21 protein-coding genes are annotated in these 26044 nt (G+C 41.9%); 9 read left to right on the forward strand and 12 right to left on the reverse strand.

The annotated features are described in order from the left end of the window. Positions 1-109: 109 nt before the first annotated feature. Together ACM0OW_RS00490 and recF are read left to right on the forward strand one after the other, a co-directional pair. On the forward strand, positions 110-2992 hold the full coding sequence (locus tag ACM0OW_RS00490; protein WP_414548080.1) for a cation-translocating P-type ATPase: 2883 nt from the start codon (positions 110-112) through the stop codon (positions 2990-2992). 128 nt (positions 2993-3120) lie between these two features. Then, on the forward strand, positions 3121-4272 hold the full coding sequence (gene recF / locus ACM0OW_RS00495) for a DNA replication/repair protein RecF (RefSeq protein WP_414548081.1): 1152 nt from the start codon (positions 3121-3123) through the stop codon (positions 4270-4272). A gap of 44 nt (positions 4273-4316) precedes the next feature. Here the strand turns inward: recF and ACM0OW_RS00500 are convergent, their stop codons facing one another. Continuing rightward, positions 4317-4766, reverse strand: coding sequence for an MgtC/SapB family protein (locus ACM0OW_RS00500; RefSeq protein ID WP_414548082.1), 450 nt, complete (start codon positions 4764-4766; stop codon positions 4317-4319). A gap of 282 nt (positions 4767-5048) precedes the next feature. On the opposite strand from ACM0OW_RS00500, the gene ACM0OW_RS00505 reads away from it, so the two are divergent. Continuing rightward, entirely contained in the window at positions 5049-7403 is a 2355-nt protein-coding gene (locus ACM0OW_RS00505) for a putative PEP-binding protein (protein WP_414548083.1), read from the forward strand. 185 nt (positions 7404-7588) lie between these two features. Here the strand turns inward: ACM0OW_RS00505 and ACM0OW_RS00510 are convergent, their stop codons facing one another. The 3 genes from ACM0OW_RS00510 to menD all read right to left on the reverse strand — a co-directional run bounded on the left by ACM0OW_RS00510 (position 7589) and on the right by menD (position 11594). Then, complete coding sequence (locus tag ACM0OW_RS00510; RefSeq protein WP_414548084.1) at positions 7589-8752, reverse strand: hypothetical protein; 1164 nt, start codon at positions 8750-8752, stop codon at positions 7589-7591. A 277-nt stretch (positions 8753-9029) separates the two neighbouring features. Beyond that, on the reverse strand, positions 9030-9683 hold the full coding sequence (locus ACM0OW_RS00515) for a DUF1361 domain-containing protein (RefSeq protein WP_414548085.1): 654 nt from the start codon (positions 9681-9683) through the stop codon (positions 9030-9032). 156 nt (positions 9684-9839) lie between these two features. Beyond that, a complete protein-coding gene (gene menD / locus ACM0OW_RS00520; RefSeq protein WP_414548086.1) occupies positions 9840-11594 on the reverse strand; it encodes a 2-succinyl-5-enolpyruvyl-6-hydroxy-3-cyclohexene-1-carboxylic-acid synthase in 1755 nt (584 codons plus the stop codon). Between the two features lie 410 nt (positions 11595-12004). Here menD and folB point away from each other — a divergent pair, with 410 nt between their 5' ends. Then, a complete protein-coding gene (gene folB / locus ACM0OW_RS00525) occupies positions 12005-12373 on the forward strand; it encodes a dihydroneopterin aldolase (RefSeq protein ID WP_414548087.1) in 369 nt (122 codons plus the stop codon). Between the two features lie 130 nt (positions 12374-12503). Here the strand turns inward: folB and ACM0OW_RS00530 are convergent, their stop codons facing one another. Next, on the reverse strand, positions 12504-13697 hold the full coding sequence (locus ACM0OW_RS00530; RefSeq protein WP_414548088.1) for a patatin-like phospholipase family protein: 1194 nt from the start codon (positions 13695-13697) through the stop codon (positions 12504-12506). A gap of 275 nt (positions 13698-13972) precedes the next feature. On the opposite strand from ACM0OW_RS00530, the gene ACM0OW_RS00535 reads away from it, so the two are divergent. Beyond that, complete coding sequence (locus ACM0OW_RS00535) at positions 13973-14530, forward strand: sugar O-acetyltransferase (protein ID WP_414548089.1); 558 nt, start codon at positions 13973-13975, stop codon at positions 14528-14530. 11 nt (positions 14531-14541) lie between these two features. Here ACM0OW_RS00535 and ACM0OW_RS00540 read toward each other — a convergent pair whose 3' ends face one another. Together ACM0OW_RS00540 and ACM0OW_RS00545 are read right to left on the reverse strand one after the other, a co-directional pair. Beyond that, positions 14542-14922, reverse strand: a complete 381-nt coding sequence (locus ACM0OW_RS00540) for a calcium-binding protein (protein WP_414548090.1) — start codon at positions 14920-14922, stop codon at positions 14542-14544. A 59-nt stretch (positions 14923-14981) separates the two neighbouring features. Further along, entirely contained in the window at positions 14982-15620 is a 639-nt protein-coding gene (locus ACM0OW_RS00545) for a Uma2 family endonuclease (protein ID WP_414548091.1), read from the reverse strand. A 442-nt stretch (positions 15621-16062) separates the two neighbouring features. Between ACM0OW_RS00545 and ACM0OW_RS00550 the strand changes: the two genes are divergently transcribed. Both ACM0OW_RS00550 and rbsK read left to right on the forward strand, forming a co-directional pair. Continuing rightward, positions 16063-16287: a hypothetical protein gene (locus tag ACM0OW_RS00550; protein WP_414548092.1), complete on the forward strand. Its 225-nt coding sequence runs from the start codon at positions 16063-16065 to the stop codon at positions 16285-16287. 146 nt (positions 16288-16433) lie between these two features. Next, positions 16434-17372, forward strand: a complete 939-nt coding sequence (gene rbsK / locus ACM0OW_RS00555; RefSeq protein ID WP_414548093.1) for a ribokinase — start codon at positions 16434-16436, stop codon at positions 17370-17372. A gap of 129 nt (positions 17373-17501) precedes the next feature. On the opposite strand, the gene ACM0OW_RS00560 is transcribed toward rbsK, so the two are convergent. Beyond that, entirely contained in the window at positions 17502-17933 is a 432-nt protein-coding gene (locus ACM0OW_RS00560; protein ID WP_414548094.1) for a nucleoside deaminase, read from the reverse strand. Positions 17934-17949: 16 nt separating this feature from the next. Here ACM0OW_RS00560 and ACM0OW_RS00565 point away from each other — a divergent pair, with 16 nt between their 5' ends. Then, positions 17950-18873: a nucleoside hydrolase gene (locus ACM0OW_RS00565; RefSeq protein WP_414548095.1), complete on the forward strand. Its 924-nt coding sequence runs from the start codon at positions 17950-17952 to the stop codon at positions 18871-18873. 250 nt (positions 18874-19123) lie between these two features. Here the strand turns inward: ACM0OW_RS00565 and ACM0OW_RS00570 are convergent, their stop codons facing one another. Together ACM0OW_RS00570 and ACM0OW_RS00575 are read right to left on the reverse strand one after the other, a co-directional pair. Further along, entirely contained in the window at positions 19124-19813 is a 690-nt protein-coding gene (locus ACM0OW_RS00570) for a hypothetical protein (protein WP_414548096.1), read from the reverse strand. A 48-nt stretch (positions 19814-19861) separates the two neighbouring features. Continuing rightward, positions 19862-21151, reverse strand: a complete 1290-nt coding sequence (locus ACM0OW_RS00575; RefSeq protein ID WP_414548097.1) for a Glu/Leu/Phe/Val family dehydrogenase — start codon at positions 21149-21151, stop codon at positions 19862-19864. A 304-nt stretch (positions 21152-21455) separates the two neighbouring features. On the opposite strand from ACM0OW_RS00575, the gene ACM0OW_RS00580 reads away from it, so the two are divergent. Next, on the forward strand, positions 21456-22826 hold the full coding sequence (locus ACM0OW_RS00580) for a cytochrome P450 (RefSeq protein ID WP_414548098.1): 1371 nt from the start codon (positions 21456-21458) through the stop codon (positions 22824-22826). Here ACM0OW_RS00580 and ACM0OW_RS00585 read toward each other — a convergent pair. Together ACM0OW_RS00585 and ACM0OW_RS00590 are read right to left on the reverse strand one after the other, a co-directional pair. Then, entirely contained in the window at positions 22823-24301 is a 1479-nt protein-coding gene (locus ACM0OW_RS00585) for a carotenoid oxygenase family protein (RefSeq protein WP_414548099.1), read from the reverse strand. The two genes, ACM0OW_RS00580 and ACM0OW_RS00585, sit on opposite strands and share 4 nt — an antisense overlap. A gap of 110 nt (positions 24302-24411) precedes the next feature. Continuing rightward, on the reverse strand, positions 24412-25809 hold the full coding sequence (locus ACM0OW_RS00590; protein ID WP_414548100.1) for a folate/biopterin family MFS transporter: 1398 nt from the start codon (positions 25807-25809) through the stop codon (positions 24412-24414). Positions 25810-26044: the final 235 nt, after the last annotated feature.

Here is a 26044-nt window from a genome sequence, read left to right on the forward strand (position 1 = left end):
TTTCAAGTTACACAGCTTGGCGAAAATTCTGAGTTTAACTTTAGTTGATGCTTTTCTAGTCATCCCTAAATTATGATCGAATTCTATAACCATTTCTGTGACACACACAATGTCTGCTAATTCTCTGCCTGTTAATGAAGGGTCTCCGTCAGGAGAAAGTAACGCTGTTTGCCATAGTTGGGAAATTGATAAAGCTTTAAACCTGCTTGATAGTAACGCAGACAGTGGCTTAACATCTCAAGACGTGCAACAGCGCCGACAAAAGTACGGTGACAACGAACTAGAAGAAAATGAAGGTCGCAGTTCTTGGGAAATTCTGCTAGATCAGTTCAAAAACATTATGTTATTGATGCTGATTGCCGTAGCTTTCATTTCTGGTTTTTTAGACTTCATGGCTTGGCAAGCCGGAGAATTTAAGGCTGGAGAAGTGCCATTCAAAGATACGATTGCAATTTTGGCGATTGTAATTCTTAATGGCATATTGGGCTATGTCCAAGAAACTCGTGCTGAACAAGCTTTAGCCGCGTTGAAAAAAATGACTTCTCCCTTGGTGCGAGTCCTCCGTAACGGCAAATTGATCGAGATAGCCGCCAAGGAACTTGTCCCAGGAGATGTGATGCTGCTGGAAGCGGGGATGCAGATAGCAGCTGATGGACGCTTGATTGAACAATCTAATTTACAAGTCCGGGAATCAGCACTCACAGGTGAAGCTGAGGCTGTGAGCAAGCAAGCTAATTTAATCTTACCGGAAGATACATCATTAGGCGATCGCATAAATTTAGTCTTTCAAGGTACTGAAGTCGTCCAAGGACGCGCTAAGGTGCTAGTAACTCACACGGGAATGCGAACGGAACTTGGTAAAATTGCTACCATGTTGCAGTCAGTGGAAAATGAGCCTACTCCTTTGCAGCAGCGCATGACTCAGCTAGGTAATGTCCTAGTTACGAGTTCCTTGGTTCTCGTCGCCTTTGTCGTCGTCGGTGGGACTATTCAAGCCAGAGGTTTTGGCAACATCCGAGAACTTTTAGAAGTTTCCTTGAGTATGGCGGTGGCTGTGGTTCCAGAGGGTTTACCTGCTGTAATCACGGTGACTTTAGCATTGGGAACTCAGCGCATGGTACGCCATAACGCCTTGATTCGTAAGCTACCAGCCGTAGAAACCTTGGGTTCTGTCACTACAATATGTTCTGATAAAACTGGCACCTTGACCCAAAATAAAATGGTGGTGCAGTCAGTTTATGCCAATAACCATGTTTTTCGGGTGACAGGAGAAGGTTATGAACCTACAGGCGATTTTCTCTTAGATAGTCAAGCAATTTCTGTCGAAGATTATCCCGAAATCTCCGCCATGCTTGTCGCCTCTGCCGTTTGTACTGATGCGGTGCTGCAAAAAGAAAAAGGCGAATGGGCAATTTTAGGCGACCCCACTGAAGGCGCTTTGGTGACAGTGGCGGGAAAAGCCGGAATTGAAAAAGACCAATGGAATAGTAAATTACCCCGCATTGGCGAGTTTCCCTTTGATTCGGAACGCAAGCGGATGAGCGTAATTTGTCAAGTGGAAGAAGTCGCCACAGGTGAAGCATCTTTAACGGCTGTAGATCCTGTAATTGCTGGTTTGATCGAATCTGAACCTTATTTAATGTTTACCAAAGGTTCGCCAGAGTTGACTTTGGCGCGTTGTACTCAGATTATTATGGGTAATAATTCTGCCCCATTGACCGACGAACAACGGGAGAAAATTCTGGCAGAAAATAACCAGATGGCAAGTCAAGGATTGCGGGTACTAGGTTTTGCTTACAAACCCTTGGCAGAAATCCCCCCTGAAGGTTCGGAGGAGACATCTGAGGTAAACTTGGTTTGGCTGGGCTTAATAGGGATGCTAGATGCCCCACGTCCAGAAGTGAGGGTAGCAGTACAGGAGTCTCGAAATGCCGGAATTCGCCCCATCATGATTACAGGCGACCACCAGCTAACTGCACGAGCGATCGCCATTGATTTGGGAATAGCCCAAGAAGGTGATAGAGTCCTCACAGGTCAAGAATTGCAGCATATAACTGACCAGGAATTAGAGCAACAAGTTGACTTAGTGAGTATCTACGCCAGAGTTTCCCCAGAACACAAACTGCGAATTGTGCAAGCGTTGCAACGTCGGGGGAGATTTGTCGCCATGACCGGCGATGGTGTCAATGATGCCCCAGCCTTGAAACAAGCTGATATTGGCATCGCGATGGGTATCACTGGCACGGATGTGAGTAAAGAAGCCAGTGATATGGTATTGCTTGATGACAACTTTGCGACTATCGTCGCTGCAACGAAAGAAGGTAGAGTGGTTTATACCAATATTCGCCGCTTTATTAAATACATTCTTGGTAGTAACGTGGGCGAAGTTCTCACTATTGCTTCAGCACCACTTCTCGGACTAGGAGGTGTTCCCCTGACACCATTACAAATTCTCTGGATGAACTTGGTAACAGACGGTTTACCTGCTTTGGCCTTAGCTGTGGAACCCCCAGAACCAGATGTCATGAAGCGTCCGCCTTTTAGTCCCCGCGAAAGTATTTTTGCTAGGGGGTTAGGTTCTTACATCATTCGCATAGGCATCGTTTTCGCCATTATTACGATTATTTTAATGCTGTGGGCATTCAATCATTGCCAGATACCAGTGGAAGGACTAGACCCCGAACGGTGGAAGACAATGGTATTCACATCGTTATGTTTAGCACAGATGGGTCATGCGATCGCCATTCGTTCTAATAACAAGCTAACTATAGAGACGAATCCCTTCTCTAATATGTTTGTTTTAGGTGCTGTAGTGGTGACAACGATTTTGCAGTTAATGCTCATTTATGTCCCACCCCTGCGCGCTTTCTTTGGAACTCATTTTCTACCTCCCGCAGAGTTGGCTATTTGTTGTGGTTTCAGTGCTTTGATGTTTGTCTGGATTGAAATGGAAAAGCTTTTCTTCCGCTTGATAGGCAAAAAGAGTGTTTGAGGAGACAGTAGAGGCGGGTTCAAGCAGTGAGTCTGTGGTCTGTCGAAATTTTTCATAAACCCGCCCAGCAGGGTGCATGGGAAAAAGATTGTGACTTCCTAATGACTAATGACTAATGACCATGATTTATGTACTTAAAAAATCTACACCTGAGACAATTTCGTAATTACCAAGACCAGAAGGTTGAGTTTACTGCTGCGAAAACAATTCTGGTAGGTAATAATGCTCAGGGAAAATCTAATTTGTTGGAGGCGGTGGAGTTGCTGGCGACGTTGCGATCGCATCGCATGGGACGCGATCGCGATTTTATTCAAGAAGGACAGGACATCGCTCAAATTAATGCCATTCTGGAGCGAGAAAATGGTACTAGTGATTTGGCTTTAACTCTCCGCCGTAATGGTCGCCGTAGCGTGGCGATTAATGGCGAATCTGTGCGCCGACAAATGGATTTTTTAGGTGTACTAAATGCTGTACAGTTTTCTAGTTTGGATTTAGACTTGGTACGCGGAGGCCCTGATGTTCGTCGTAATTGGCTAGATACACTGTTAATTCAACTTGAACCAGTTTATGCTCATCTTTTGCAGCAATATAACCAGGTCTTACGCCAACGCAATGCTTTTTTAAGGAAGTCGCTCGATTCAGCAGACGGGATAAATCGAAATCAAGACGCGATTCATCGCGTCTCTACAAGGGATTCAACACTGGCTATCTGGGATGCTCAATTAGTTACCACTGGTACAAAGGTAATTAGAAGACGCGATCGCGCTATTCAAAGACTAGCTTCCATTGCTGCGGCTTGGCATTCTAGTATTAGTGGTAGTACAGAAGTTCTGCAAATCAATTATGTGCCTAGTGTGTCCTTGGCAGAAACCCCCCCAGAAGAGATACAGGCAGCTTTTTTAGCTAAAATTCACCAACGTTCTGCTGCCGAATTCTACCGAGGTACTACCCTTGTAGGGCCTCATCGTGACGAAGTAGAATTAATGATTAATCAAACCCCGGCTCGTCAATACGGTTCCCAAGGTCAACAACGAACTCTAGTATTAGCCCTCAAATTAGCCGAATTAGAACTCATTGAACAAGTCGTCCAAGAACCACCCCTGCTCTTACTAGATGATGTTCTTGCTGAATTAGACCCATTCCGCCAAAATCAACTACTTGATGCCATTCAAGACCGTTTTCAAACCTTAATTACTACCACTCACCTCAGTTCTTTTGATGCCCAGTGGCTAAATTCCTCGCAAATTCTGTATGTGAAATCAGGCGAAATCGTATCTTGACTAGGGATTGGGGGAAAAATAGTTATTTACCAATGACAAACTTTTTATTCTAATTTTTTAAATATGTTGAGAACCACGAAAGTTAGTACAGCACCAATTAATCCTAACCGCCACAAACCACACCCAGCCGCAACTCCCAAAGCTGCGGAAACCCAAATGGATGCAGCCGAAGTGAGTCCTTGAATTTTAATGCGCTGTGATTCTGGAGAAGATTGGCGGGCAATTTCTCCAGCCCCAAGAAATCCTACACCAGCAGCAACACCTTGGATAACTCGACTAAGTGCATCACCAGTCATCTGTGGCAAAGCTCCTTGTAAAGGTATAATCACAAACACTGCCGAGCCAAAACTGACTAACATATGAGTTCTGAACCCGGCTGGCTTATGCTTAAATTGGCGCTCTATACCAATGATTGCCCCGATTAGCAAAGCGAGACACAGCCTAAATATGAGATTCAATGAATCATCGGGTGTAAGGTAGTAAGTGTTTAACAATTCTGGTCTGGAAAAAATACTATCATCTACATTACACTGGAACAGCTGTATTTTAGATTGTCAAAAATCATATCGTGGTAACGTTCTAATTTTCATTGCTAGATTTCACAATAAACTGAATAATTGAAGTAACCCTAGCCTCTAAGAAATAACTCTTATTGGCGTAATTAAATGTAAATTACCGGAAATCTTCTTGGCAGGTCTTCAGTAGAAGATATATGAAAATCTATCAGGAGGAAAGACACTTCACAACAACTAAACAACTGATAACTAACAAATTGAGTGGATAAACTCTACTGGCTTGACCAAATTAAACTGCAAGACCGCACTCAGGTAGGTGACAAAGCATTTTACTTGAGTAAAATTATGCAGCGTGGCTATCCGGTAGTACCTGGTTTTGTCGTTTCCGCAGAAGTATTAACACAATTTCTCACAACTCTCAATAGTACATCCGCTTTAGTAGCAGATTTACCCTATTCTTCTTTGCATCTAGATGTGGCTAATTGGCGACAACTTCAGCAGGTAGCTGGCCGTTTGCGTCAAGAAATCATGACAGGCACAGTACCAGCGCAATGGGTGGATAAAATTTGCGCCGCAGCGAGAGAATGGCCAGGTAATTATCTGATTTTGCGCCCCAGCTTGGCTTTATCGGCGATCGCGCCAAGGATAGGAAATACATCGGGATTGTTGGATGCGATGTTTTGTCGCTGCGAGCCAGAAGCGATCGCCTCAGCATTAAAACGCGCCTGGAGTCAGTTATTTCGGGCTAGGAGTCTACTATATTGGCGGCGGGTGGGAGTTAACCTGCAACAGATTAATTTAGCGGTGTTGGTACAACCGGCGGAGAATGCGATCGCTAGTGGTCTTCTCTATGCTCATTCTTCTGGATGGACAATAGAAGCTACTAAGGGATTAGGAATAGCCCTTTCCCAAGGTGATGTCCAACCTGATGTATACTACATCCAACAAGAAACCGGGATAGTATTAGAGCGACATCTAGGCAATAAAATGCTGGCTTATGGTTTTGCTCATGGCGCAGCTATGGATTCACCCAAGTTAGTCATCACGGCAGATAATACTGATATAGTGACTTATGTACTTGAAGAAACTCAACAGAAGCAATACACTTTATCAGAAGAATATCTGCAACAAGTAATCACTCTAGGGAATCAACTTGTGAGTGAAATAGGTAACAATTTTACCATTAAATGGACGCTCTCCGATCACACCCCAGATCCCACTCTCCACTTAACTCAAGTTAGTTCGCCTCAATCTGCAATTCCTCATTTACACTATGGCTACGCCACACCAGCTATCATCAAAGGTCTAGGAGCATCTGGGGGACGTGTAACCGCAACAACTTATGTAATTACTGATACTCACAAGAAACCAGAAAAAATACACAAGGGAGTAATCTTAGTAGCACCAACTATTACACCAGATTGGCTACCTTTTCTACAAGAAGTTGCTGGCATTATTACACAGAGGGGAGGATTAACCAGTCATGCGGCAATTCTGTCCAGAGAATTGGGTATCCCAGCCGTAGTTAGTGCCGCAGATGCTACAGTCTTGATTCAAAGCGGTGAAAGGTTGCTTGTGGATGGCGATAGGGGAGAAGTTTATCGCATCAGAGGAGAAAAAGCCCCAGAGGGAGAAACTCCAGGATTCAAGTCCCTAGAGCCAACTGTTCCCCCATCGCCTCATTCTCATGTTGTTCCTCAGTTACCGATGATTTCTACCCAGTTGCTAGTTAATCTGAGTCAGCCCAGGTTAATCGAGCCAGGGCAAAGTTTACCTGTGGATGGAGTGGGATTATTGCGCTCAGAATTAATGTTACTCAACATTCTAGAAGGACAACATCCCCAAAGTTGGCTAGTCAGTGGTCGTCAAGCAGAATTGTTAGAAAAATGGACTGAGCAGATTATTCAATTTGCTCGTGCTTTTGCTCCCCGACCAGTTTTTTATCGTTCTTTGGATTGGCGAGTCAATGAGTTACCTTCAGGGCTACATCATCAACATTCTGTGCAAAATTCACCCTTGGGCGAGCGTGGTACATTCAGTTATGTATGCAATCCCGCCGTGTTTGAGTTGGAATTAACAGCTTTGGCAAATGTGCAGAAAGCTGGATACAGCAATATTAATTTATTGTTGCCTTTTGTTCGCAGTGTGCCAGAGTTTTCTTTTTGTCGGGGTAAGGTTGAGCAAGCTGGCTTAACCCAAGTACCGCAGTTTCAACTGTGGATGATGGCGGAAGTGCCGAGTGTGCTGTTTTTGCTACCAGAATATGTCAAAGCAGGTGTAGCGGGGATTTCTATTGGGACAAATGACCTTACCCAATTACTATTAGGTGTAGACCGAGAACAAGGACAAATTACTAGAGTCTTGAATGAACGTCATCCGGCGGTCATGGGTGCGATCGCTCAACTAATTCAGATGGCGAAAACTGCGGGGATACCTTGTTCAATCTGCGGTCAAGCCCCAGCGATTTATCCAGAAATCATTGATCAACTGGTTGAGTGGGGGATCACTTCTATTTCCGTTGAACCTGAAGCAGTGCAAAGGACTTATAAAGCGATCGCTCGTGCTGAACAACGTTTAATTTTAGCAGCAGCCAGAAAGCAAATAGGCGCAGCCTAAACCGCCAGCGTGGTCTATTTATCTGAAAATACCTATATGAAAAAACTCAATTAATCTAGTGGCGTGGCAAGCTTAAAATAGTGCATGATGTTTCTCGTTTCTCTTGTGGAACAGGCATACTTCGACAAGCTCAGTACAAGTCTTGCCTGTTGTGGGCGGGCTAGAAGCCCACCCCACAAAAACTATCAATACCGGAAAATAGCTGCGACTGGTGTGCCATTTGGCATTTGTTCTGAGTCAACCGTGTAAACTTTACCACCGTTGATAAATGTTTGAATGGCAGCAAAATCTAACATATCCTCATCATCTGGCTCTGGTTCTGAGTGTAAATCTACAGTCATGGTATCTGGATGAAATTTACCCCAAACTTGCATATCTATTGGCACAAACATCAAATCAACCCTTTGGCAATAAGTAGCTGAGACAATTTCTTTAATATCACTAGAAGTTGTCCCAGTCCCAGCTAATTGTTGATAACGCGCCATTGCTGACTGCTGATTTTCATGAAATAAAGGTTCGACAATCGGCCAAGCCTGCTCATGTACCTCTTCCGGCTTCATCATTTCGGGATTACCCGTAATACCTGATTCGATAAAATAAGGATAAGTATTTGCCTCTTGGTAAATTGGGAATAGGTACTCAACCCCCATCAACAGTAAGGGCGCATTGTCTCCCCGGATTTTCTCGTGTACCGCCCTATCAATAATGTGACAAAATTGCAAAATATCTTCCTGGCGTTTATCTCTGTCGGGACTTCCCTGACCATGAAAATCGCCGGGTTTCTGAGACACATTAGCAGTTCCCCCTCTAGATGTAGCAATACGATGTTGGACACCTTTTTGAATATCATCTTCCATCAAAGCTGCATCCATATTTTGAGGCATATTTGCTACTTCTACCTCATTGAGACTGTAGCCTGTTCCCTCAAAAAACTTGATATCCTTTTGGCTAAGAGCTAAGAGATAAAATTTGCCATCACTATTAATTAAATGCAGCAGTGGCTTCAGATGGAACCTGTCGCTAACAACTACCAATTCTTGAAACTCCATTGGCAGACGGTAATAACGAAACATCTGGGGAGAAATAAAAATTGCCAATCCGTTGTTTTGGTTTTGCCAAAAATCAGTTGTATCAAGTTCTTTAGCTGGCTGGAGAAAATCTATCGCCTCAGTGTGGCGCATACCCGTAGCATATAAACGTTCCTCAGCTTCACGGATTAAGTTTTTAAAACGAATTGGGTTTTGGCGAATTTCTGGCCCTGCCTTCTGCGTATGCATATATAAAGAAACACAAGGGATTTGGGAATTATCAACTAAATTTTTGAGTTCATCATGGGATAATATCGTCATATTATTGAACTCCTATCAATTAAAAGTAAACAAGTTAATTTAATTACACAGCAGGTTTAATTAAGTTTCATCCTGCTTTTGATAAGAAATTACCTGCTCTATAGACCATTCTTTAGATAGATAAATAGATGGTTCTAGATATGAATAGCTTCTAATTTTCTATAATAAATAGCCCTTGTCCCTCATAAAGTTTGGAGGTGACATGGGCTATGCTATGCTGATTTCGCGACCATGACAATTTTGAACTAGGCTAAAAGTAGCGGATGAAGCAGAACAATTAATATAGATCTGTATGAGTTCGTTCCCTCTGAATGTCTGTACCATTTTTTGGCTGCATCACAAAACTTAAAGATGCTCGTTTCATAATCCAATAAAAACTTAGCAGAATCACAAAGGTGAGAGCAATAATTATTAAAGGCTGTCTACCAAGTAACTCCTCGATACCTGTAGTTAGTAAAGCATCAGGTTGAGTCACAAAATCCCAACTGTTGAAACGTAAGAATCGACCCCAGTAAATCCCAACAGCACAAAGAGCATGGGTAATCATTTCAGCCCCTAAAATCCATTGACTTTTCCCTATGCGGTGTAAATAGTAACCTAAATTAATTAAAGATATCACATAAGCTTCAAAGCCAGCCAAAATTACTACTAGATAAATCGGAATTAGCACCAATGTAATCATCCAAACTGATTGAATCCGACGGATATCTTCTATAAAATGAATGACATCAGTTAATAAATAAGGTGCATTCGGTAAAAATGCCCAAAAAACCAGGAATCCTAGCCACCACAGCCAAGAGCGTCCGCGTTTCATGCGAAATAACCAAACACTTAACGCTAAAGGTATAAAAGCCAGAAATAAATTCCAAGTCATCCAACGCATATTAAAGCGTAAAATCTGTAAAAATGTAGCAATCAGTTCCTCTTTCATATTTGCTGACTCACAGGACTAAAAAGGACAATTGTTGACTATGTGACTTTGACGGTAAAACCGTGCAAAAGGTTACTATTATTCTTTTTAACATCTGTACTAAGTAAATGTCACGCAGAGGCGCACTAGGCGCGGGTAAAAAGGCAAATGTTCGATTTATACTGCAACATTCGCCCCAAACTTATTTAAATTATCTTTTCTCCATTGAGCATCTATTTTTCTATCTGTCCTTACTTCTAAAACCCTAATTCCCTTCTTAGGTAAGAACTGCAAATTTTCTTGTAATTGTTTCCAAGAATTAATTAACTGATGCTGCACATTATATGTGGCGCACAACTTAGCAAAATCTATATCCTGGGGAGTAGCAAAAAATTCTTCAAAGGGTGGATCAAATTTGCTAATTGGTAACATTTCAAAGATACCGCCACCATTGTTATTAATTAAAACTATTGTTAAATGACCAATAAATTTATTTTTAATTAAAAACCCGTTGGTATCATGCAATAAGGCTAAGTCTCCTGTTAATATAACACTACTTTGCTGACGATGTGCAATTCCTAAAGCGGTGGAAAGTATGCCATCAATACCATTTGCGCCTCGGTTCATATAAGGTTTTACACCTAAGTTGTTTGGTTGCCAGAAATATTCTACATCCCTGACTGGCATACTATTAGAAATAAACAAGGGTGTTCCCGGTGGGAGATTTTGCGAAATTACCCAAGCGGCTTTACTTTCAATTAATTGGTCAATATTTACAAAGGTTTCATGAATATTTTTTCTGATTTTTGTTTCAAAGTTACACCATTTTTGTAAATAAATTCCCTGGTCATGATTGATTATTGCCAAGTTTTCTATCTCTTCTACAGATATCCTTAAATGTGTGGTTTTTCCATGTAAAGGATCTAAGTTATCATGACTACTATCGATAATCCAGCGTTGGGGTTGCGTAGTAGATAGCCAGTGACGCAGTTCTTTACTGGTGGGCATTTCCCCAACTTGAATTACCATTTCTGGTGTTAATTCTTGGGCGAGTTGCTGATTGCGTAAAATGATGTCGTAGGTGGAAATTATATAGGGGTTGAGGTCTGCATGATTTCTAACTGGCGAAAGTCCCTCAGCTAAAACAGGCCAGTTGAGTGTTTGGGAAAGACGGGCGATCGCTTGACAATATTTTTCTGCTTCTTGGGGTTGGGCTACACCTGCAATAATTATTCCTCGCTCAGAGTTTAACCACTGTTGGGGAATCGGGAATGGAAAATGGGCGATAGGGTGAGTCGGTGCAACACCTGCAAAAAATTCTTCTGGTTGGAACTGTGACTGTAAATCGCTCAAATCAATTCCATGAGGAATGGGTGCAAGGGGGTCAGAAAAGGGAATATTTAAATGTACCGCCCCCTGTGTAGGGGTTTGACAACGTTCCCAAGCATGAATGATTGTTTGCCGTAAATAACCTAGCATTCTCATGTCTGGGGAAGGTATGGCTAACTCTGCTTGCCAGTTTGGGTAACTACCATATAATTTAATTTGGTCTATGGTTTGCCCAGAATGACAATTTCTCAATTCTTGTGGTCTATCGCTGGTTAATACCAACAGTGGTACGCGACTTTCTTTGGCTTCAATGATCGCGGGGTAAAAATTCGCTCCGGCTGTTCCAGAGGTGCAAACTAGGGCGACAGGAAGCCCAGTGGCTTTGGCTCTTCCCAAGGCAAAAAAGGCGGCTGAACGCTCATCGAGAATCGAAATGGCTTCTATCTCAGGTTGTTGCTGGACAAAGGCGACTACTAAAGGTGTAGAACGTGAACCAGGACAAATGATGACACAATTCAATCCCAGACGTTTTAGTGTCTCCGTCAAGATATAAGCCCAAAGTTGATTAACATTCTTATAGGCAAATGGTATTAAATCAAGCATAGCCATTAGATAATTATGAACTAAAGCAACTGTCAAGGAGGTTAGGACATTGTTGATTACTGAAAACCTTGATGTAGGGGCGGGTTTATTAAAATTGTTATTAGTAATTGAGCATATCTGTAAACCCACCCCTACTCAATACTGTTCGGTTAACGATATTTGCACATTGGAGATCCCCCTAAATCCCCCTTAAGAAGGGGGACTTTGAGGACTTTAGCCACCCTTTTCAAGGGGGGTTGGGGGGATTGCCTACGCTACGGCACGCTACGCGAACAAAACTTTAACCGAAAAGTATTGCACCCCTACTTGGTTTATACTCAGCACTCAGCACTCAGTACTCAGCACTTTCCTAACCTCTGGGAAAGTTGTGTTTTTCCAGTGCCAAATGTCAAATTTACTCTTAAAGTCTTATGGATTGCATTCATTTAACCAATATTCGCTGCTATGGCTACACTGGGTATCTACCAGAAGAACAGGTATTAGGGCAATGGTTTGAGGTGGATGTGAAGTTATGGTTAGATATCTCCACAGCTGCCAAGACTGACGCAATTGAAGATACTCTAGATTATCGCAGCGTCATTAGCTCTATACAACATTTGGTGAAAACAGCTAAGTTTGCTTTGCTCGAAAGGTTAGTAGGTGCGATCGCTGATTCTATCTTGGAACAGTGCGATCGCGTTACCCAAGTTCAAGTTATTGTCAGTAAACCCGCCGCACCTATTCCAGATTTTGGTGGCAGAATTAGTATTGAACTCACTAAAACTAAATCTAACCTCTGAAGTTTTTGTGTGCTATTTTCCACCTAACAAGTCTTTCACTACATGAGAAAGCATAGTTATCTATACCAAGCTGTTAATGATTTTTACGTCCTCAAACAGCTTGGGTTATTTTTCAGCATTTCTCAAACCATCAACTTATGATTTGTTCATTAGACCCTAAGAATTTATGTAAGCGCTTTTGCATTTCTGGATTTTGAATATAAACTTCTGCCGCCTCAATCAAATTATCTATATTTTCTTGACTCGCATCATCAATATCATCACTTAAACGTTTATCTGTTAAATCACCATCAAGCTTGAATTGCAACCGCAAAACCCGATCATCAATGATTTTATTAGTAATATACTCATGCACAATTGAAGAAGCATCCAACAACACACCAATGAGTGGCTGCGCCCATTGAATCAGACCCCAGCCCTCCGCTTTTTCAAATGGGATGATTCGCGTTAAATCACCAGTACCTATGGAGAGAACGCTAATCTCTTCAAACTTATGCCCTAATCTTAAAGCTTCAGCAACTGCACAGCTAGAGGGGTTATTAGCAGCAATACCACCATCAATAGCAGAGTAAATAGTTTTGATGGAGTAGCTAGAGGTATGATCGGGAATATTTTCCCACGGTGAATCTATCACAGCTCTACGTTTTTTTCCCTCATACTTTTTGATAGTCCGAGTTTGACCTTTTCCTGTACCACTAGTTATTCTAATCTGTGTATTATTATATATATTATCGCTGGCAGATACCTGATCACATAATGTTATGGCATTATTATCTGCACACTGCACTATGCCATTGATTCGTTTGTCTAGTTGATGGGCTGGGAAAAAAGTGGGCGCTGAAGACGAACAAAGACAGGCTTCCCATAAAGGCACATTGCCATAACCAGCCTCTTCATGCCAGCTTTTAAATACTATTGGCTGTCTGGCAATGGTATCGTAAGCAACAATTAATAGTAACGGATCTTTAATATCTAATAGTTTTGTGTTACCTAAAGTTTCGCTCAGAACTTTGACCAAACCTTCATTTGAAAACTTAGGCGCGGATAAACCGTACTTCAGTAGTACAGGAATTCTTTTGAATGAAAAACGGCTTTGGTAGGGAAAGATTACGGAGCCTTTTTCTTGATATATGCCAATAATTTCTTGGATACTGATTCCTGCGGCAATACCAGCTGCTAAAATCGACCCTGTGGAAGTTCCAGCAATTAAATCAAAGTATTGATTCAAGGGTTGATTAATTTCCTTCTCAATTGCAGCCAGCATCGTTGCGGAAATTACACCGCGAATACCCCCACCGTCTAAACTTAAAATCCGAAAGGGCATATCTCACTAAACTCCTTGTAAAATTATTTTTAAGTAATTGCTTGTAATACTTAAAATGGGCAAGCGTACATAATATCAGTAAATTTACTAAAATTTTCTTTTGACAATACAATTTTAAATATATACCATTTCTTCACCTGCTGAAAGATATATTTAGGGATAATTCCGGAATTATCCCTAAAAAAGCTTTAAAGTACGTAATTGCCAGTTTTTAGTCTGGTAATTATAAGGTATTAAGTTGAATTGATACTAAGTATATTTGGAATATTAATTTTGTGGAAAAAACTGAAAAGCAAAAAATGTTATCAGGTGAATTATATCTGGCAGAGGATTCGGAATTAGTATCCGAAAGAAAACGAGCCAGTCGTCTCTTACGAAGTTACAACACCACAACAGAAGAACAGGAGGCACAACGGCAACAAATTTTGGCAGAATTATTCGGTCAATTAGGAAATAAAGTAACCATTGTGCCACCCTTTCATTGCGACTATGGCAGCAATATTGATGCTGGCGATGGATTGTATATGAATTATGGTTGTGTAATTTTAGACTGCAATTTAGTCAAAATTGGTGAAAATGTCCTATGCGCTCCTTACGTGCAAATTTATGCGGCTTACCATCCCACAGAGCCAGAAATTCGTCTTTCTGGTAGAGAGCTTGCTGCTCCTGTGAAAATTGGCAATAATGTTTGGATTGGTGGCAGTGCAATTATTTGTCCCGGCGTGACAATTGGCGACAACACGACTATTGGTGCTGGTAGCGTAGTTGTTAAAGATGTCCCGGCAAATGTAGTTGCGGCTGGCAACCCCTGCCGGATAATTAGGCATTTATAAATTGCTAATTTTCAGAATTTATAACCTCTAGCCAGCCAATAATGCCAATCTGCGATCGCTTCTTTAGTATCAATATCAGTATCAATTACTACTAATTCTGATAGCTTGGCAGTAAACACATCTTCATCCTGGCCATTGGGATAAACGACTTCGACATACATATCTTTTAAACACTCATCATCGGGTGCCATTCCCAACACCTCAACTTTTTTCTCCTCAACTACGGATGTTTTGCGTGATTTCTTCTTCAAAGTAGCCATAAATGGCACATTCAGGGTGTCATCCAGGTAGTAATACCAACCCATTGCCCTGTCTTCTTTATCTTCAGCATCGACAATTATCTCGGTTTTAATGCGATGCTCTCTTTTTTCGTCGCGTTCAACACTAGGCATAAGATAAAAGCTTATGTATGATGCACTTTGATATGGTATAGCGTTTTAGCGATAGCCTGTCAATTTCCGATCTGCTGCTTTATCCAATCACGCCAAGAGCGAATCATCGGTATTTCGCCAATTTTGAGACTTTCTTGTAAAAATCGAGGAATTTCAGTTGTTAAAGGCAGATGGGCAAAAGTCGGCGAAACATCACAAGGAATATATACACCCTCTCGTAACTGGTAAATCTGCATTACAGGTTCGTCATAACGCCAAACCTCTGGTACACCCAAAGCCAGATATATCGGGAGTCTGTCCACAGAAGCGCTGGTGTAGTCTACCTCAATTACCAAGTCAGGTGGTGGATCTTGACTTAAATCGAGATTCTGTTTACTTCGCATCACAGGTTCATTCTGGATGTAAAAACTCGAATCTGGTTCCACACCCCTTTGTAAATCTTGGCGTTTACAAGTCACTGAACCAGTGCTTTTCAGATTCAGGTTGAGTTCCTCTGCTAGACTATCAATCAGCTTTTCTATCAGTCTTTTATTATGCTCATGGGGCATTAAAGGAGTCATGATTTCCAGTGTTCCGTGGTCATAAGCCAGTCGTGTCGCCCGATGATCCCCCATTTCGGCGAGAATGGTTTCAAAGGTATGCCAACTAATATTTGGCAGTATGGCGCGTTGGGAATAAGTGGGTGCAGTCATCACCATAGGACTTATGCTCCGGTTTTCTACTAAGATATCAGAGAAGACAGTGAGCAGGCGATCGCCTAACTTGATTTACGCCCAAAATTCCGGATAGAGGATGTTTGAAAAGTTTTGGGCGAATATAATAGAGCCTCCGGCACGCTTCGCGAACGCTACTACACAGGCAAAGTCCACCTCCGTGGACTAATGAAGAAATGGGGTGTTTAACCCGCGCAGGCGGGTTTTGTTTGTATAGCCGCGACTTCTAGTCGCCAGGGCTGTAATAAATTAGACTTTTCAAACAATTTCTTAGGAAGAATCTGAAATTGTTCCTACTACACCCGGATTTCTGACAACACATAATTATTTGCCGCAGATGTTCACCATTTACGTTATTCCAATTTCGGCATGAGTCATATTGACAAAATTCAGTTTATACTACTTATGATCTGACTCTGAGTAGAATATGGCTAAAATTTCTCTTTCGCTACCAGACGATTTACTGACTTACATTGATCTTAAAGTTGCCAACCGCAGCGCGCTGATTGAAACTCTTTTAAAAGAATGGCAGCAACAACAAGAAAATGCAGAATTAGCTGCCGCTTCTGCTGTCATTGATGCATTAGAATTAGGTTGGGAAAATGAATGGCACAACACACCGATTACCAACAGAGAAACATCCAAATCGTAAACTTTGCCCATTCTGGACATTTAAATATGAGAAACTCCAAATAGTTCTATAAAACCGAAAAGTTAAACTTTTCTCTCTGCGCCTCCGCGTCTCTGCGTGAAAATTTTCTCTAAAAATAACTAAAACCAGTGCTACTCCTTTAAGAAATGAGCATTATTGTCTTCGGCAGTATCAATATAGACCTAGTAGCAACAACATCCCGATTACCAATTGCAGGTGAAACTATATTAGGAGAAGACTTTTTCAAAATACCAGGAGGCAAAGGAGCAAATCAAGCCGTAGCATTAGCGAGATTAGAGATTCCTACTTACATGGTGGGACGTGTAGGCGCACAGAGTTTCGGTGCAGAACTTGTCCATAATTTGCAAGTTGCTGGCGTGCAGACTGAAAATATCTTCATTGATGAAACTGTGAGTTCTGGAGTTGCTATTATCACCTTAGATTATGCTGGTGAAAATCAAATTGTTGTTATTCCAGGCGCAAATGGAAGAGTTAATCAAGAAGATATAGAGCGATTATCCCACATACTACCAACAGCTTCCGCCCTACTTTTACAACTAGAAATTCCCCTTGATGCCGTAGTAGCAGCAGCTAAAGCCGCAAAAAACGCAAATATTCAAGTAATTTTAGATCCCGCACCTGCACAAGCGAATTTACCCGATGAACTATATCAATTAGTTGACATTATTACACCCAATGAAGTAGAAGCTGGGCAATTGGTGGGTTTTCCTGTAGATAATCAGGAATCAGCACTTACAGCAGCTAAAGTTTTATTGCAAAGGGGTGTGAAATGTGCGATCGTCAAATTGGGAGCAAAAGGTGTGGTTTGCGCAAATGCTGAGGAAACATTTTTTGTTCCAGCTTTCCCAGTTCATGCTGTGGACACCGTTGCGGCTGGTGATGCTTTCAATGGTGGTTTAGCAGCCGCACTTTTTACAGGGCTTTCTTTACATCAGGCAATTATTTGGGGTTCAGCCGCCGGTGCTTTAGCAGCAACAAAACTAGGCGCACAAACTTCGTTACCTGATAAGTTAACTTTTGATTATTTCTTACAGGACTTACGCAACAATTGCCAAAAATCTTGATTTATCGAACCGCCAAGCCGCCAAGAACGCCAAGAAAACGTAGATTATGCGTAAGTCCTATCTTAGAAGAAAAGGGAGCAGAAGAAGCAGGGTAGCAGGGGGGAAATTTTAACTTCTAATGACTAATGACTATTTCCCAATATCTTCATTCCATAGTTCGGGATTTGTTGCAATAAATTCGCTCATCATTTGTTCGCATTCATCAAGGTTGAGATCAATTACTTCCACACCGTGAGATACCATAAATTCTTTAGCACCGGGAAAGGTTCTCGATTCTCCGGCGATAACTTTTTTAATGCCAAATTGTACAACTGCACCAGCGCACAAATAGCACGGCATTAAGGTAGAGTAAAGTGTTGTACCTCTATAACTACCAACTCGCCCAGCATTGCGGAGACAATCTATTTCGGCGTGGGTGACAGGATCATTATCTTGCACACGTTTATTGTGTCCTTTGCCGAGAATTTTGCCATCCTTAACGAGAATAGAACCGATGGGAATCCCACCTTCTTTTCTACCTTGTTTTGCTTGTGCGATCGCTGCTTCCATGAATTCATCCATTTGTTAATTCTCCTATATGTCTAAACAACTTGTATTAATGGATCATGATGGCGGTGTTGATGATTATTTAGCAACCATGCTGCTGTTAACAATGGAGCATATCGAACTTTTAGGTATCGTCGTAACTCCAGCCGACTGCTATATTCAACCTGCTGTCAGTGCGACACGTAAAATTTTAGATTTAATGGAATTTTCTCACATCCCGGTGGCAGAAAGTACTGTGCGCGGAATTAATGCTTTTCCTCCTCTCTACCGCCGTGATTCGTTTATTGTTGACCATCTCCCCATTCTCAATCAAAGTGAATTTATCAACACGCCTTTGGTTGCAGAAACAGGTCAAGATTTCATGGTTCGGGTTTTGCGTCAAGCACCAGCACCAGTAAAGCTAATGGTAACGGGGCCTTTAACGACAGTAGCAGCAGCCTTAGATAAAGCACCGGATATTGAAGGGAAAATAGAAAAAATAGTTTGGATGGGGGGTGCATTAAATGTTGGTGGAAATGTCGAAAAAAGTTTAGAACCAGGACAAGATGGTTCCGCCGAATGGAATGTTTATTGGGATGCAGTTTCAGCAGCGCGAGTATTGCAAACTAAAATTGAAATAATTATGTGTCCTTTAGATTTAACTAATAATGTGCCTGTCACATCGGATTTAGTATACAAAATGGGACGACAACGCCATTATCCTATATCTGATTTAGCTGGTCAATGTTATGCCTTAGTTATTCCCCAAGATTATTATTTTTGGGATGTCCTAGCAACGGCTTATTTAGGACACCCAGAGTTTTATCAATTGCGTGAATGGGAAATAGAAGTTATCACTACTGGTTTGAGTCAGGGAAGAACTAAGGTGGTCGCTGGGGAACGGAAAGTTTATGCGATGGATAAACTAGATAAGGATGCTTTTTACGCTTATATTTTGCAACAATGGGCGCGTTAAGATGACACTTTTGCAACAAAGAAAGCGGAATATATTTCTGATTGACTATATAAGGAACTACCTTTAATTGCTTATCTTCAACTGGTATAAGATACAAGTAAGTCGTCGTGAAAATTTCAATGTCTGTCATTGCGAGTGGAACTGAGTGAAACGAAGCAATAACAAGGGTATTGGAGTTTTTATATTTTGTTACATAGTTAGATTTATTTGCACCGACTTACTTACCTAATTCTTGATTGCAACGCACTTATTATACGGATTCAAAGGAATCAGTAACCTCTTCTTTAAGAGAAACAAGGTGTGGATCTTCCATACGAAACATCCACTGTGAGGTTGTTATAACTTCACGGCAGGTTTCTAAAACTAGTTTTTTAGGTGATGTAGTAATATGAACCCCAGCAATCATACTTGGTTTACCATTCTCAAGTTTGAAGGTAACTAAGTAAGGTTCTACGCTCATGAGACGTAAGTAACCTTCAGGACAGTCATCTGTAGTCCATCCATAGACTTCAAGAGATAGTAATTGCTGCAATGTAATAATACATTCGTGCAACCAAGTACCAATTTCATGATTTCTAGCTTTATCAAAAATACTTTTAGCTTCATAAGGCATCAACTTGTCTACATGAGCTGATAGTTTATCTCGCACACCTCGAATCGGACTAGTCTTGTCAAGTGGAACAACTTTTAGAAAATTATCGAGAAGTTTATTAATCTCAAATCTCTGAGCTTTATTAAATTGACTTCTCATCTCTTGAGACGAGTTTAAATAGTTGCAAATGTCCCGTATAGCTTGGCAAAGTGAATATAGAGGTGTCACTAGTATTTTGACACGCCGCCGGCGTTCTTCCTCACTGCTCAGGATAGCAGTGCCTTTTAGCAAGTTTTCAATATCCTTCAGCGTGTCAAAACATCGCCAAAGGTGCATTGCTTGAGACAAATTCATATTTGAAATCAACAACACCAAATTAACACTGGTAATATTCTTTTAAGGATAGAGACCTCGATCAGCAAGCGCCTGTGCAACTCTACCCACACCCAAGGTATAAGCTGCTAAACGTAGAGGAATTTGCCTAATCTTTGACTGCTGAATTATGTGTTGATAGGCTTGTACCATTAACTTTTCCATTTCATGATTCACACGTTCTTCATCCCAAAAAAGATAAGAAAGACCCTGCACCCACTCTAAATAACTGACAACAACACCCCCAGCATTGGCTAAAATATCTGGTAGCACAGTTACACCATGCGCTTCTAGAAATTGGTTAGCTTCCAAAGTCACTGGACCATTAGCCGCTTCTGCGACAATTTGCGCTTGTACCAGATTCACATTTTCTTTGGTAATTTGGTTTTCCAAAGCTGCTGGAATTAAAACATCGCAATCTAAAGTTAGTAAATCTGCATTGCTAATGGGTGTTGTTGGCGGAAAACCTGCAATACTTTTACGATTTTCAGCAGCGTAGGCTTTTAATGCCGGAATATCAAGACCATCTGGGGAATAAATCCCCCCTGAACCTGTGGAAACAGCTAAAATCTTCGCTCCCTCTTTGTGTAACAATTCTGCGGCTGCACCCCCGACATTACCGAAACCTTGAATCACTACTCGCACTCCCTCAAGGGATTTACCTTGGGTGGCTAATGCTTCACGGACAATAATCATTACACCTCTACCCGTGGCCATTTCTCTTCCCAAGGAACCACCAATAGAAAGGGGCTTACCTGTGACAACTCCGGGGACAGCATGACCAACGTTTACAGAATAAGTATCCATCATCCAAGCCATTTCACGGGCGGAAGTACCCATATCTGGGGCGGGAATATCTACAGATGGACCAATATCTTTAATTAATTCGCTGATATAGCGGCGACTGATTCTTTCTAATTCGCCCACACTATAAGTTTTGGGGTTTATGGCTATACCTCCCTTCGCACCGCCATAGGGTATGCCTAATAACGCACATTTCCAAGTCATCAGCATGGCTAAGGCGGAAACTTCCCGCAATGTCACAGCCGGATGGTAACGAATCCCACCTTTATATGGGCCTAAAATATCAGAGTGCTGTACCCGATGTCCCGCAAGAACCTGGATTTCACCATTATCTAACTTCACGGGTATGGAAACCGTCACCACTTTGCGGGGACTACTGAGAATTGCCAATACACCTTGATCTAGCTTTAATTCTTTACCTGCTGCGTCTAAGTAACTACAAGCTTGATCAAATGGGCAAATGTGCGCTGGAGTAGCAGCTTCAAACGGTAAGGGAGATGTTAAAACCATAAAATCTTCTCCTAGTCGCGGTATCTTCGCGTACCGGATATTTATTTGCCTATCTTATCCTAGACTGGGAGAACAAATGGCAATTTTGTAGTTTCTGTTACAATTTTATCAATTCTGAGTCTTTTTCAGAATTGCTTAAAGGATGGCGTTTCCTAGTCTGCTAGGTACTTGAAACCCACCCCCAACCCCCTCCGGTGCAAGCGAGGAGGGGGCTATGATGTACCTTATATGGTTAGTAAAGGCTATAGCGATCGCATTCATTGAGTTAGGATAATCATAAAAGATATGAATATGAGTAGATTTTATGAAAACCACTAATTCCCAGACTCAAAATAAACTACCGCTTCCCCCTGGCAATTTGGGGCTACCTTTGATTGGCGAAACAATTAGCTTTTTGCGTGACCCAGAATTTGCTGAACAGCGATACCAGCAATATGGTTCAATATTCAAAACTCATTTATTTGGACAACCTACAATTATGATGATTGGCGCTGATGCTAATCGTTTTTTATTCAGCAATGAAAATCAATCTTTCACGATAAGTTGGCCTGATAGTACAAAAACTTTGCTCGGACCAGCATCTTTAGCATTACAAACAGGAGGTACACACCAAAAGCGCAGGAAGTTGCTTTCCCAAGCCTTTCAACCAAGGGCGCTAGCTGGGTATACGGGCAAAATGGAGGAAATTACCCACAGTTATTTACACAAGTGGCAACGCATGGGTACTTTCAAATGGTATCCTGAACTGAGAAATTATACCTTTGATGTGGCTTGCAAGTTACTCATAGGAACAGATGCCGCATCTGATAGCCATTTTGGTGAGTTATTTGAAGAGTGGTGTGCGGGTTTATTCACTATTCCCATAAATTTACCTTGGACTAAGTTTGGTCGGGCGTTGCGTTGTCGTCAGCAGCTATTGGTCAAAATTGAAGACATTATCTTGCAACGTCAACAACAGCCTCATTCCGATGCAGATGCTTTGGGACTGCTTTTACAGGCTGAAGATGAAGATGGAAATCGCCTCAGCTTGGCAGAACTTCAAGACCAAGTGCTATTATTGCTGTTTGCTGGTCATGAAACATTGACTTCAGCGATCGCCTCTTTTTGTTTACAATTAGCACAGCATCCAGAAGTATTAGCACAAGCTCGCGCCGAACAACAGCAATTAGCTATTGAGGAATCTTTGACACTAGAACATCTCAAGCAGATGCAATATCTAGACCAAGTACTCAAAGAAGTTTTGCGAACTATTCCGCCCGTGGGTGGAGGCTTTCGGCGAGTTATCCAGTCATCTGAGTTTAATGGCTACCAGATTCCTCAAGATTGGTCTGTACTTTACCAGATAGGTAAAACACATCAAGATAGTAGTACATATACTGAGCCAGACAGCTTTGATCCCCAGCGCTTTGCACCAGAACGGGTTGAGGATAAACAAAAAACCTTTGGTTATGTCCCATTTGGTGGGGGAGTGCGCGAATGTCTGGGTAAGGAGTTTGCCAAGTTGGAGATGAAGTTATTTGCTGCTCTTTTAATTCGGGAGTATCATTGGGAACTTGTACCAGGACAAAATCTGGATTTAATTATGGTTCCTACGCCCCATCCTCGTGATGATTTACAAGTTAATTTTTCAACGCAAAGGGGCGCAGAGTTCGCGCCAAGGTTCGCGGAGTCTTAGATTTCAGTGGTGAAGTTGCCATGTAGTCCATAGGGAATATGATGTTGGAGATGTAGTCTGGCTACTGTACCTTTATTAAAATCGCTGGCATCTAATATCACTAAGTCTGAGCGATGGTGTGTAGCATCATAGACTAAGGCTAACACCCAGCCGTCATCTTCTTTTTGTGCATCTGGGCGGGGGACAAATATCGGCTCACCGATGAAACCACGGGGCGCAGCGCTCCAAAGTTGTCTTTCGCCTGACTTTAAATCGATTTTTAGTAATGCTTGCAAGGGAGCGTTACCTGTTTCCCTATGCGCTGCGCCTATGTATAAATATTGGTAATCTCGTCCGACAAGTTCAGGATTTATACTGGGAAATTCACAACAACGACTTTCAATTATTTTTTGACAGGCTTTTCCACTATCAAGATTAACATGGAAGCGCCACAGTTGTCCAGGTGATATTGCTTCAAAATTCACTTGGCGAAAGTCGCTTTCTGGTTCGACCTCTGGGAGTGATTCGTAACAAATTGAGTCAATGACAATTTCATCATCAACTTCAAAAGCATTTGCGTGGTGGAAAACAAAGCCAGCCTGAGTTTCGAGAATTTTTATCCCTGTTTGAGTGTGACGGGGAATCACTATAATTTGCGTGGGTTGATTTGGCTGAAATTTGATACATTCTCCAGCAGCACGTATTCCCAAGGCTAAAGGTATGGGGTTAAAGGTGACGGGATTTTGAAAGAAAATACAGTAATTGGGAGTAATGACAAAATCGTGGATGAAACAGAAACCCGGAACACTATGAGCGTGTTTTCTGACAACTTTGCCGTCTGGGTTGAGTTCAAATATCGTAATTGTGGTTGATCGTCCGGGTTTAATGGAAAAGTTTACCAGACAAGGTGCGCCACCGTCTTGGTTACAACTAGGGTCAAAGCGGGGATGGGCGCTGAAAGCTTCACCTTCTGAGAGTACACCATCAAAATATTCTTTTCCTAACGTTTCCAATGTCTGGGGGTCAAGTTGATGGGGTTCTGCTGCTTCCCAAAGTGCTAAAAGTTTACCACCCCAATAGATAACGTTAGTATTGGCAATATTTTTGATTTTGAAGTCGAAAATATTCGCTAACCAACCGCCGGGTTTTTGAGTACCAAATACTCCTCTGTGCAGGATTTTTTCAGCTTTTTGTTCTGCTAAATAGCCTTCTGTGCGGATAAAGCGGTTACGGAAATGGGCGCGACCATTCGCCAAGCTGATGCGGCTAATCATACCATCGCCATCGAAGGGATGATGAATCGATTGTCCATTTATATCGAATAAACCGGGACCATTTCTAAATAATGTTCCGTGTAGTTCTGGGGGAATTTGTCCTTCTACATTATCAATCCAATAATCATATTCTTGGGTTAGGGATTTATATCCTCCTTGCCAATCTTCACGAGTATAGGATTTTTTCGGACTTAAATTTTCTTCTGTTTTTAAGGTTTGCATCTGTTTTTAAATTTGATGGAAAATATGGATTAGGTCACGCAAAGGCGCAGAGGCGCAAAGGTAGAACTTCCTCTCTTTCTTGGCGACCTTGGCGACTTGGCGGTTCGATACTACGGTATTAAATTAGCTAACAATTCTTCTTCTTCATTCGTTACCGCAGCTGGTTGTAATGTTGGTAAATCGGCTTGCGGGTCGTTAGCAGGTAACCAACGAATGAAGGGTAGTGGTAATAGTGTGCTGAGGTTTGTGATAATTACTAATAGCCACAGTAGTTCAAAGTTGGTTTCGGTGATACCTAGCCAGTGCATGATGATGGCTCCAAATTCGTAGGAAACCATATTTGCTAAGTTGGAAACTGACATCAGTACAGCAAATAATGTGGCTTCTACTCCTGGGGGACATAATCTCGCTGCTAATACTAATACTGGCATATAGGCGATTTGTCCCATAACTGTGAGAATGAGGCTATCTCCTAAACTAAACCAGTGGTCATCTATACCTAATGTTCGGTTGGTGTGAGTCACTAGCAGCAGCATTGTCATTCCCAATGCTGAGGAAAGCACTGTACTCCAAGCAAAAATGGTGCGGAATGACACACCTTTGAGGAAGCGTTGAAAAATCCAAATACCGATTAAGGATGCACCACTTGTTACTAGTCTTACCCGTCCTAAAAATTCTGGTTGAAAATGTAGTTCGTTGGTACTGAAGAAGAAGAAGGCTGCATCAGCTGTGGGGGTGGCTAACCAAACAAATACAAAGGCTGTGGGTAGCCAAATGGCTTTTTGGGTGACTGCTTGGCGGAGTTGTTTGAGTTGATGTTTGGTGCTGAGAGGATTATTGCTGTTATTGTCTTGGGTGTTTTTGCTGACGGGGGTTTCAGCGATTAACCAAGCTACTGCGGAAACGATGAGGGGAAATGAGGCGGTAATCCAAAATACAGTGCGGGTGGTGAAATGTTCTAGCAGCATTCCGCTAAAGTACGCGGTGAGTAAACCGCCAAATGCGGAAGCACCCCAGCACAAAGATTGTAGTGAACCGGCTGATGCTTGGGATTCTGCTCTGGCTCTTTCTACAACTAATGAGTCAACTATGACATCACTGACTGCGACTGAGAGAGAACCAAGGGCGATCGCTAGTGTAGCGGCCCAACTACTATGAACTATGGTGGCTAAACATACCCAAGAAATCGCTCCTAATATCCCAGATAGGATTAAATATGGGCGACGACGGTAGCCAAATATAGGTAAGCCATCGGAAATAAAGCCAAACACTGGTTTGATTATCCAAGGTAAGGCGACTATTCCCAACAGTGCGGAAACTTGCGCCGGACTCAGTAGTAATTCATCTTTGAGAAAAAAGCTGACAGCGAGACGCGCCAACCCTAAAATTCCTTGGACAAAGTAAACGGTAAGAATAGCAATTAACTCGGCGCTGGGTTCATGACCGAAGAAAATTTTTTCTTTAACTGAGTTTTTGACTTTGGTCAAGCCAGGGAAGTCAATCAGCATTTGATAAATATTTTTGAAGTTTTATTTACTTTTCTATCATATCTATTTCTCAGAATCTCTGTTTATCTAGTAACTAGGCTCATATCTTTTGCACCATACACACAAGTGATCTGATCCCCCTAAATCCCCCTTAAAAAGGGGGACTTTGATTCTAGTTCCCCCCTTCTCAAGGGGGGCTAGGGGGGATCAAAACGCTGTTAGGCAACTTGATAAGACTTGTGTGTACACCGTAGCC

It is taken from the genome of Anabaena sp. CCY 0017, from assembly GCF_963920885.1.
GTDB lineage: Bacteria > Cyanobacteriota > Cyanobacteriia > Cyanobacteriales > Nostocaceae > Nodularia.

Bases quoted from the DNA above. Each gene is read 5' to 3' on its own strand.
- ACM0OW_RS00510 (WP_414548084.1), bottom strand. From the start codon at position 8,752: ATGACGATATTATCCCATGATGAACTCAAAAATTTAGTTGATAATTCC.
- ACM0OW_RS00550 (WP_414548092.1), top strand. From the start codon at position 16,063: ATGGCTAAAATTTCTCTTTCGCTACCAGACGATTTACTGACTTACATT.
- ACM0OW_RS00590 (WP_414548100.1), bottom strand. From the start codon at position 25,809: ATGCTGATTGACTTCCCTGGCTTGACCAAAGTCAAAAACTCAGTTAAA.
- ACM0OW_RS00545 (WP_414548091.1), bottom strand. From the start codon at position 15,620: ATGGTGATGACTGCACCCACTTATTCCCAACGCGCCATACTGCCAAAT.
- ACM0OW_RS00585 (WP_414548099.1), bottom strand. From the start codon at position 24,301: ATGCAAACCTTAAAAACAGAAGAAAATTTAAGTCCGAAAAAATCCTAT.
- ACM0OW_RS00530 (WP_414548088.1), bottom strand. From the start codon at position 13,697: ATGCCCTTTCGGATTTTAAGTTTAGACGGTGGGGGTATTCGCGGTGTA.
- ACM0OW_RS00515 (WP_414548085.1), bottom strand. From the start codon at position 9,683: ATGAAAGAGGAACTGATTGCTACATTTTTACAGATTTTACGCTTTAAT.
- rbsK (WP_414548093.1), top strand. From the start codon at position 16,434: ATGAGCATTATTGTCTTCGGCAGTATCAATATAGACCTAGTAGCAACA.
- ACM0OW_RS00560 (WP_414548094.1), bottom strand. From the start codon at position 17,933: ATGGATGAATTCATGGAAGCAGCGATCGCACAAGCAAAACAAGGTAGA.
- ACM0OW_RS00490 (WP_414548080.1), top strand. From the start codon at position 110: ATGTCTGCTAATTCTCTGCCTGTTAATGAAGGGTCTCCGTCAGGAGAA.
- ACM0OW_RS00575 (WP_414548097.1), bottom strand. From the start codon at position 21,151: ATGGTTTTAACATCTCCCTTACCGTTTGAAGCTGCTACTCCAGCGCAC.
- ACM0OW_RS00565 (WP_414548095.1), top strand. From the start codon at position 17,950: ATGTCTAAACAACTTGTATTAATGGATCATGATGGCGGTGTTGATGAT.
- menD (WP_414548086.1), bottom strand. From the start codon at position 11,594: ATGCTTGATTTAATACCATTTGCCTATAAGAATGTTAATCAACTTTGG.
- recF (WP_414548081.1), top strand. From the start codon at position 3,121: ATGTACTTAAAAAATCTACACCTGAGACAATTTCGTAATTACCAAGAC.
- ACM0OW_RS00540 (WP_414548090.1), bottom strand. From the start codon at position 14,922: ATGCCTAGTGTTGAACGCGACGAAAAAAGAGAGCATCGCATTAAAACC.
- folB (WP_414548087.1), top strand. From the start codon at position 12,005: ATGGATTGCATTCATTTAACCAATATTCGCTGCTATGGCTACACTGGG.
- ACM0OW_RS00580 (WP_414548098.1), top strand. From the start codon at position 21,456: ATGAAAACCACTAATTCCCAGACTCAAAATAAACTACCGCTTCCCCCT.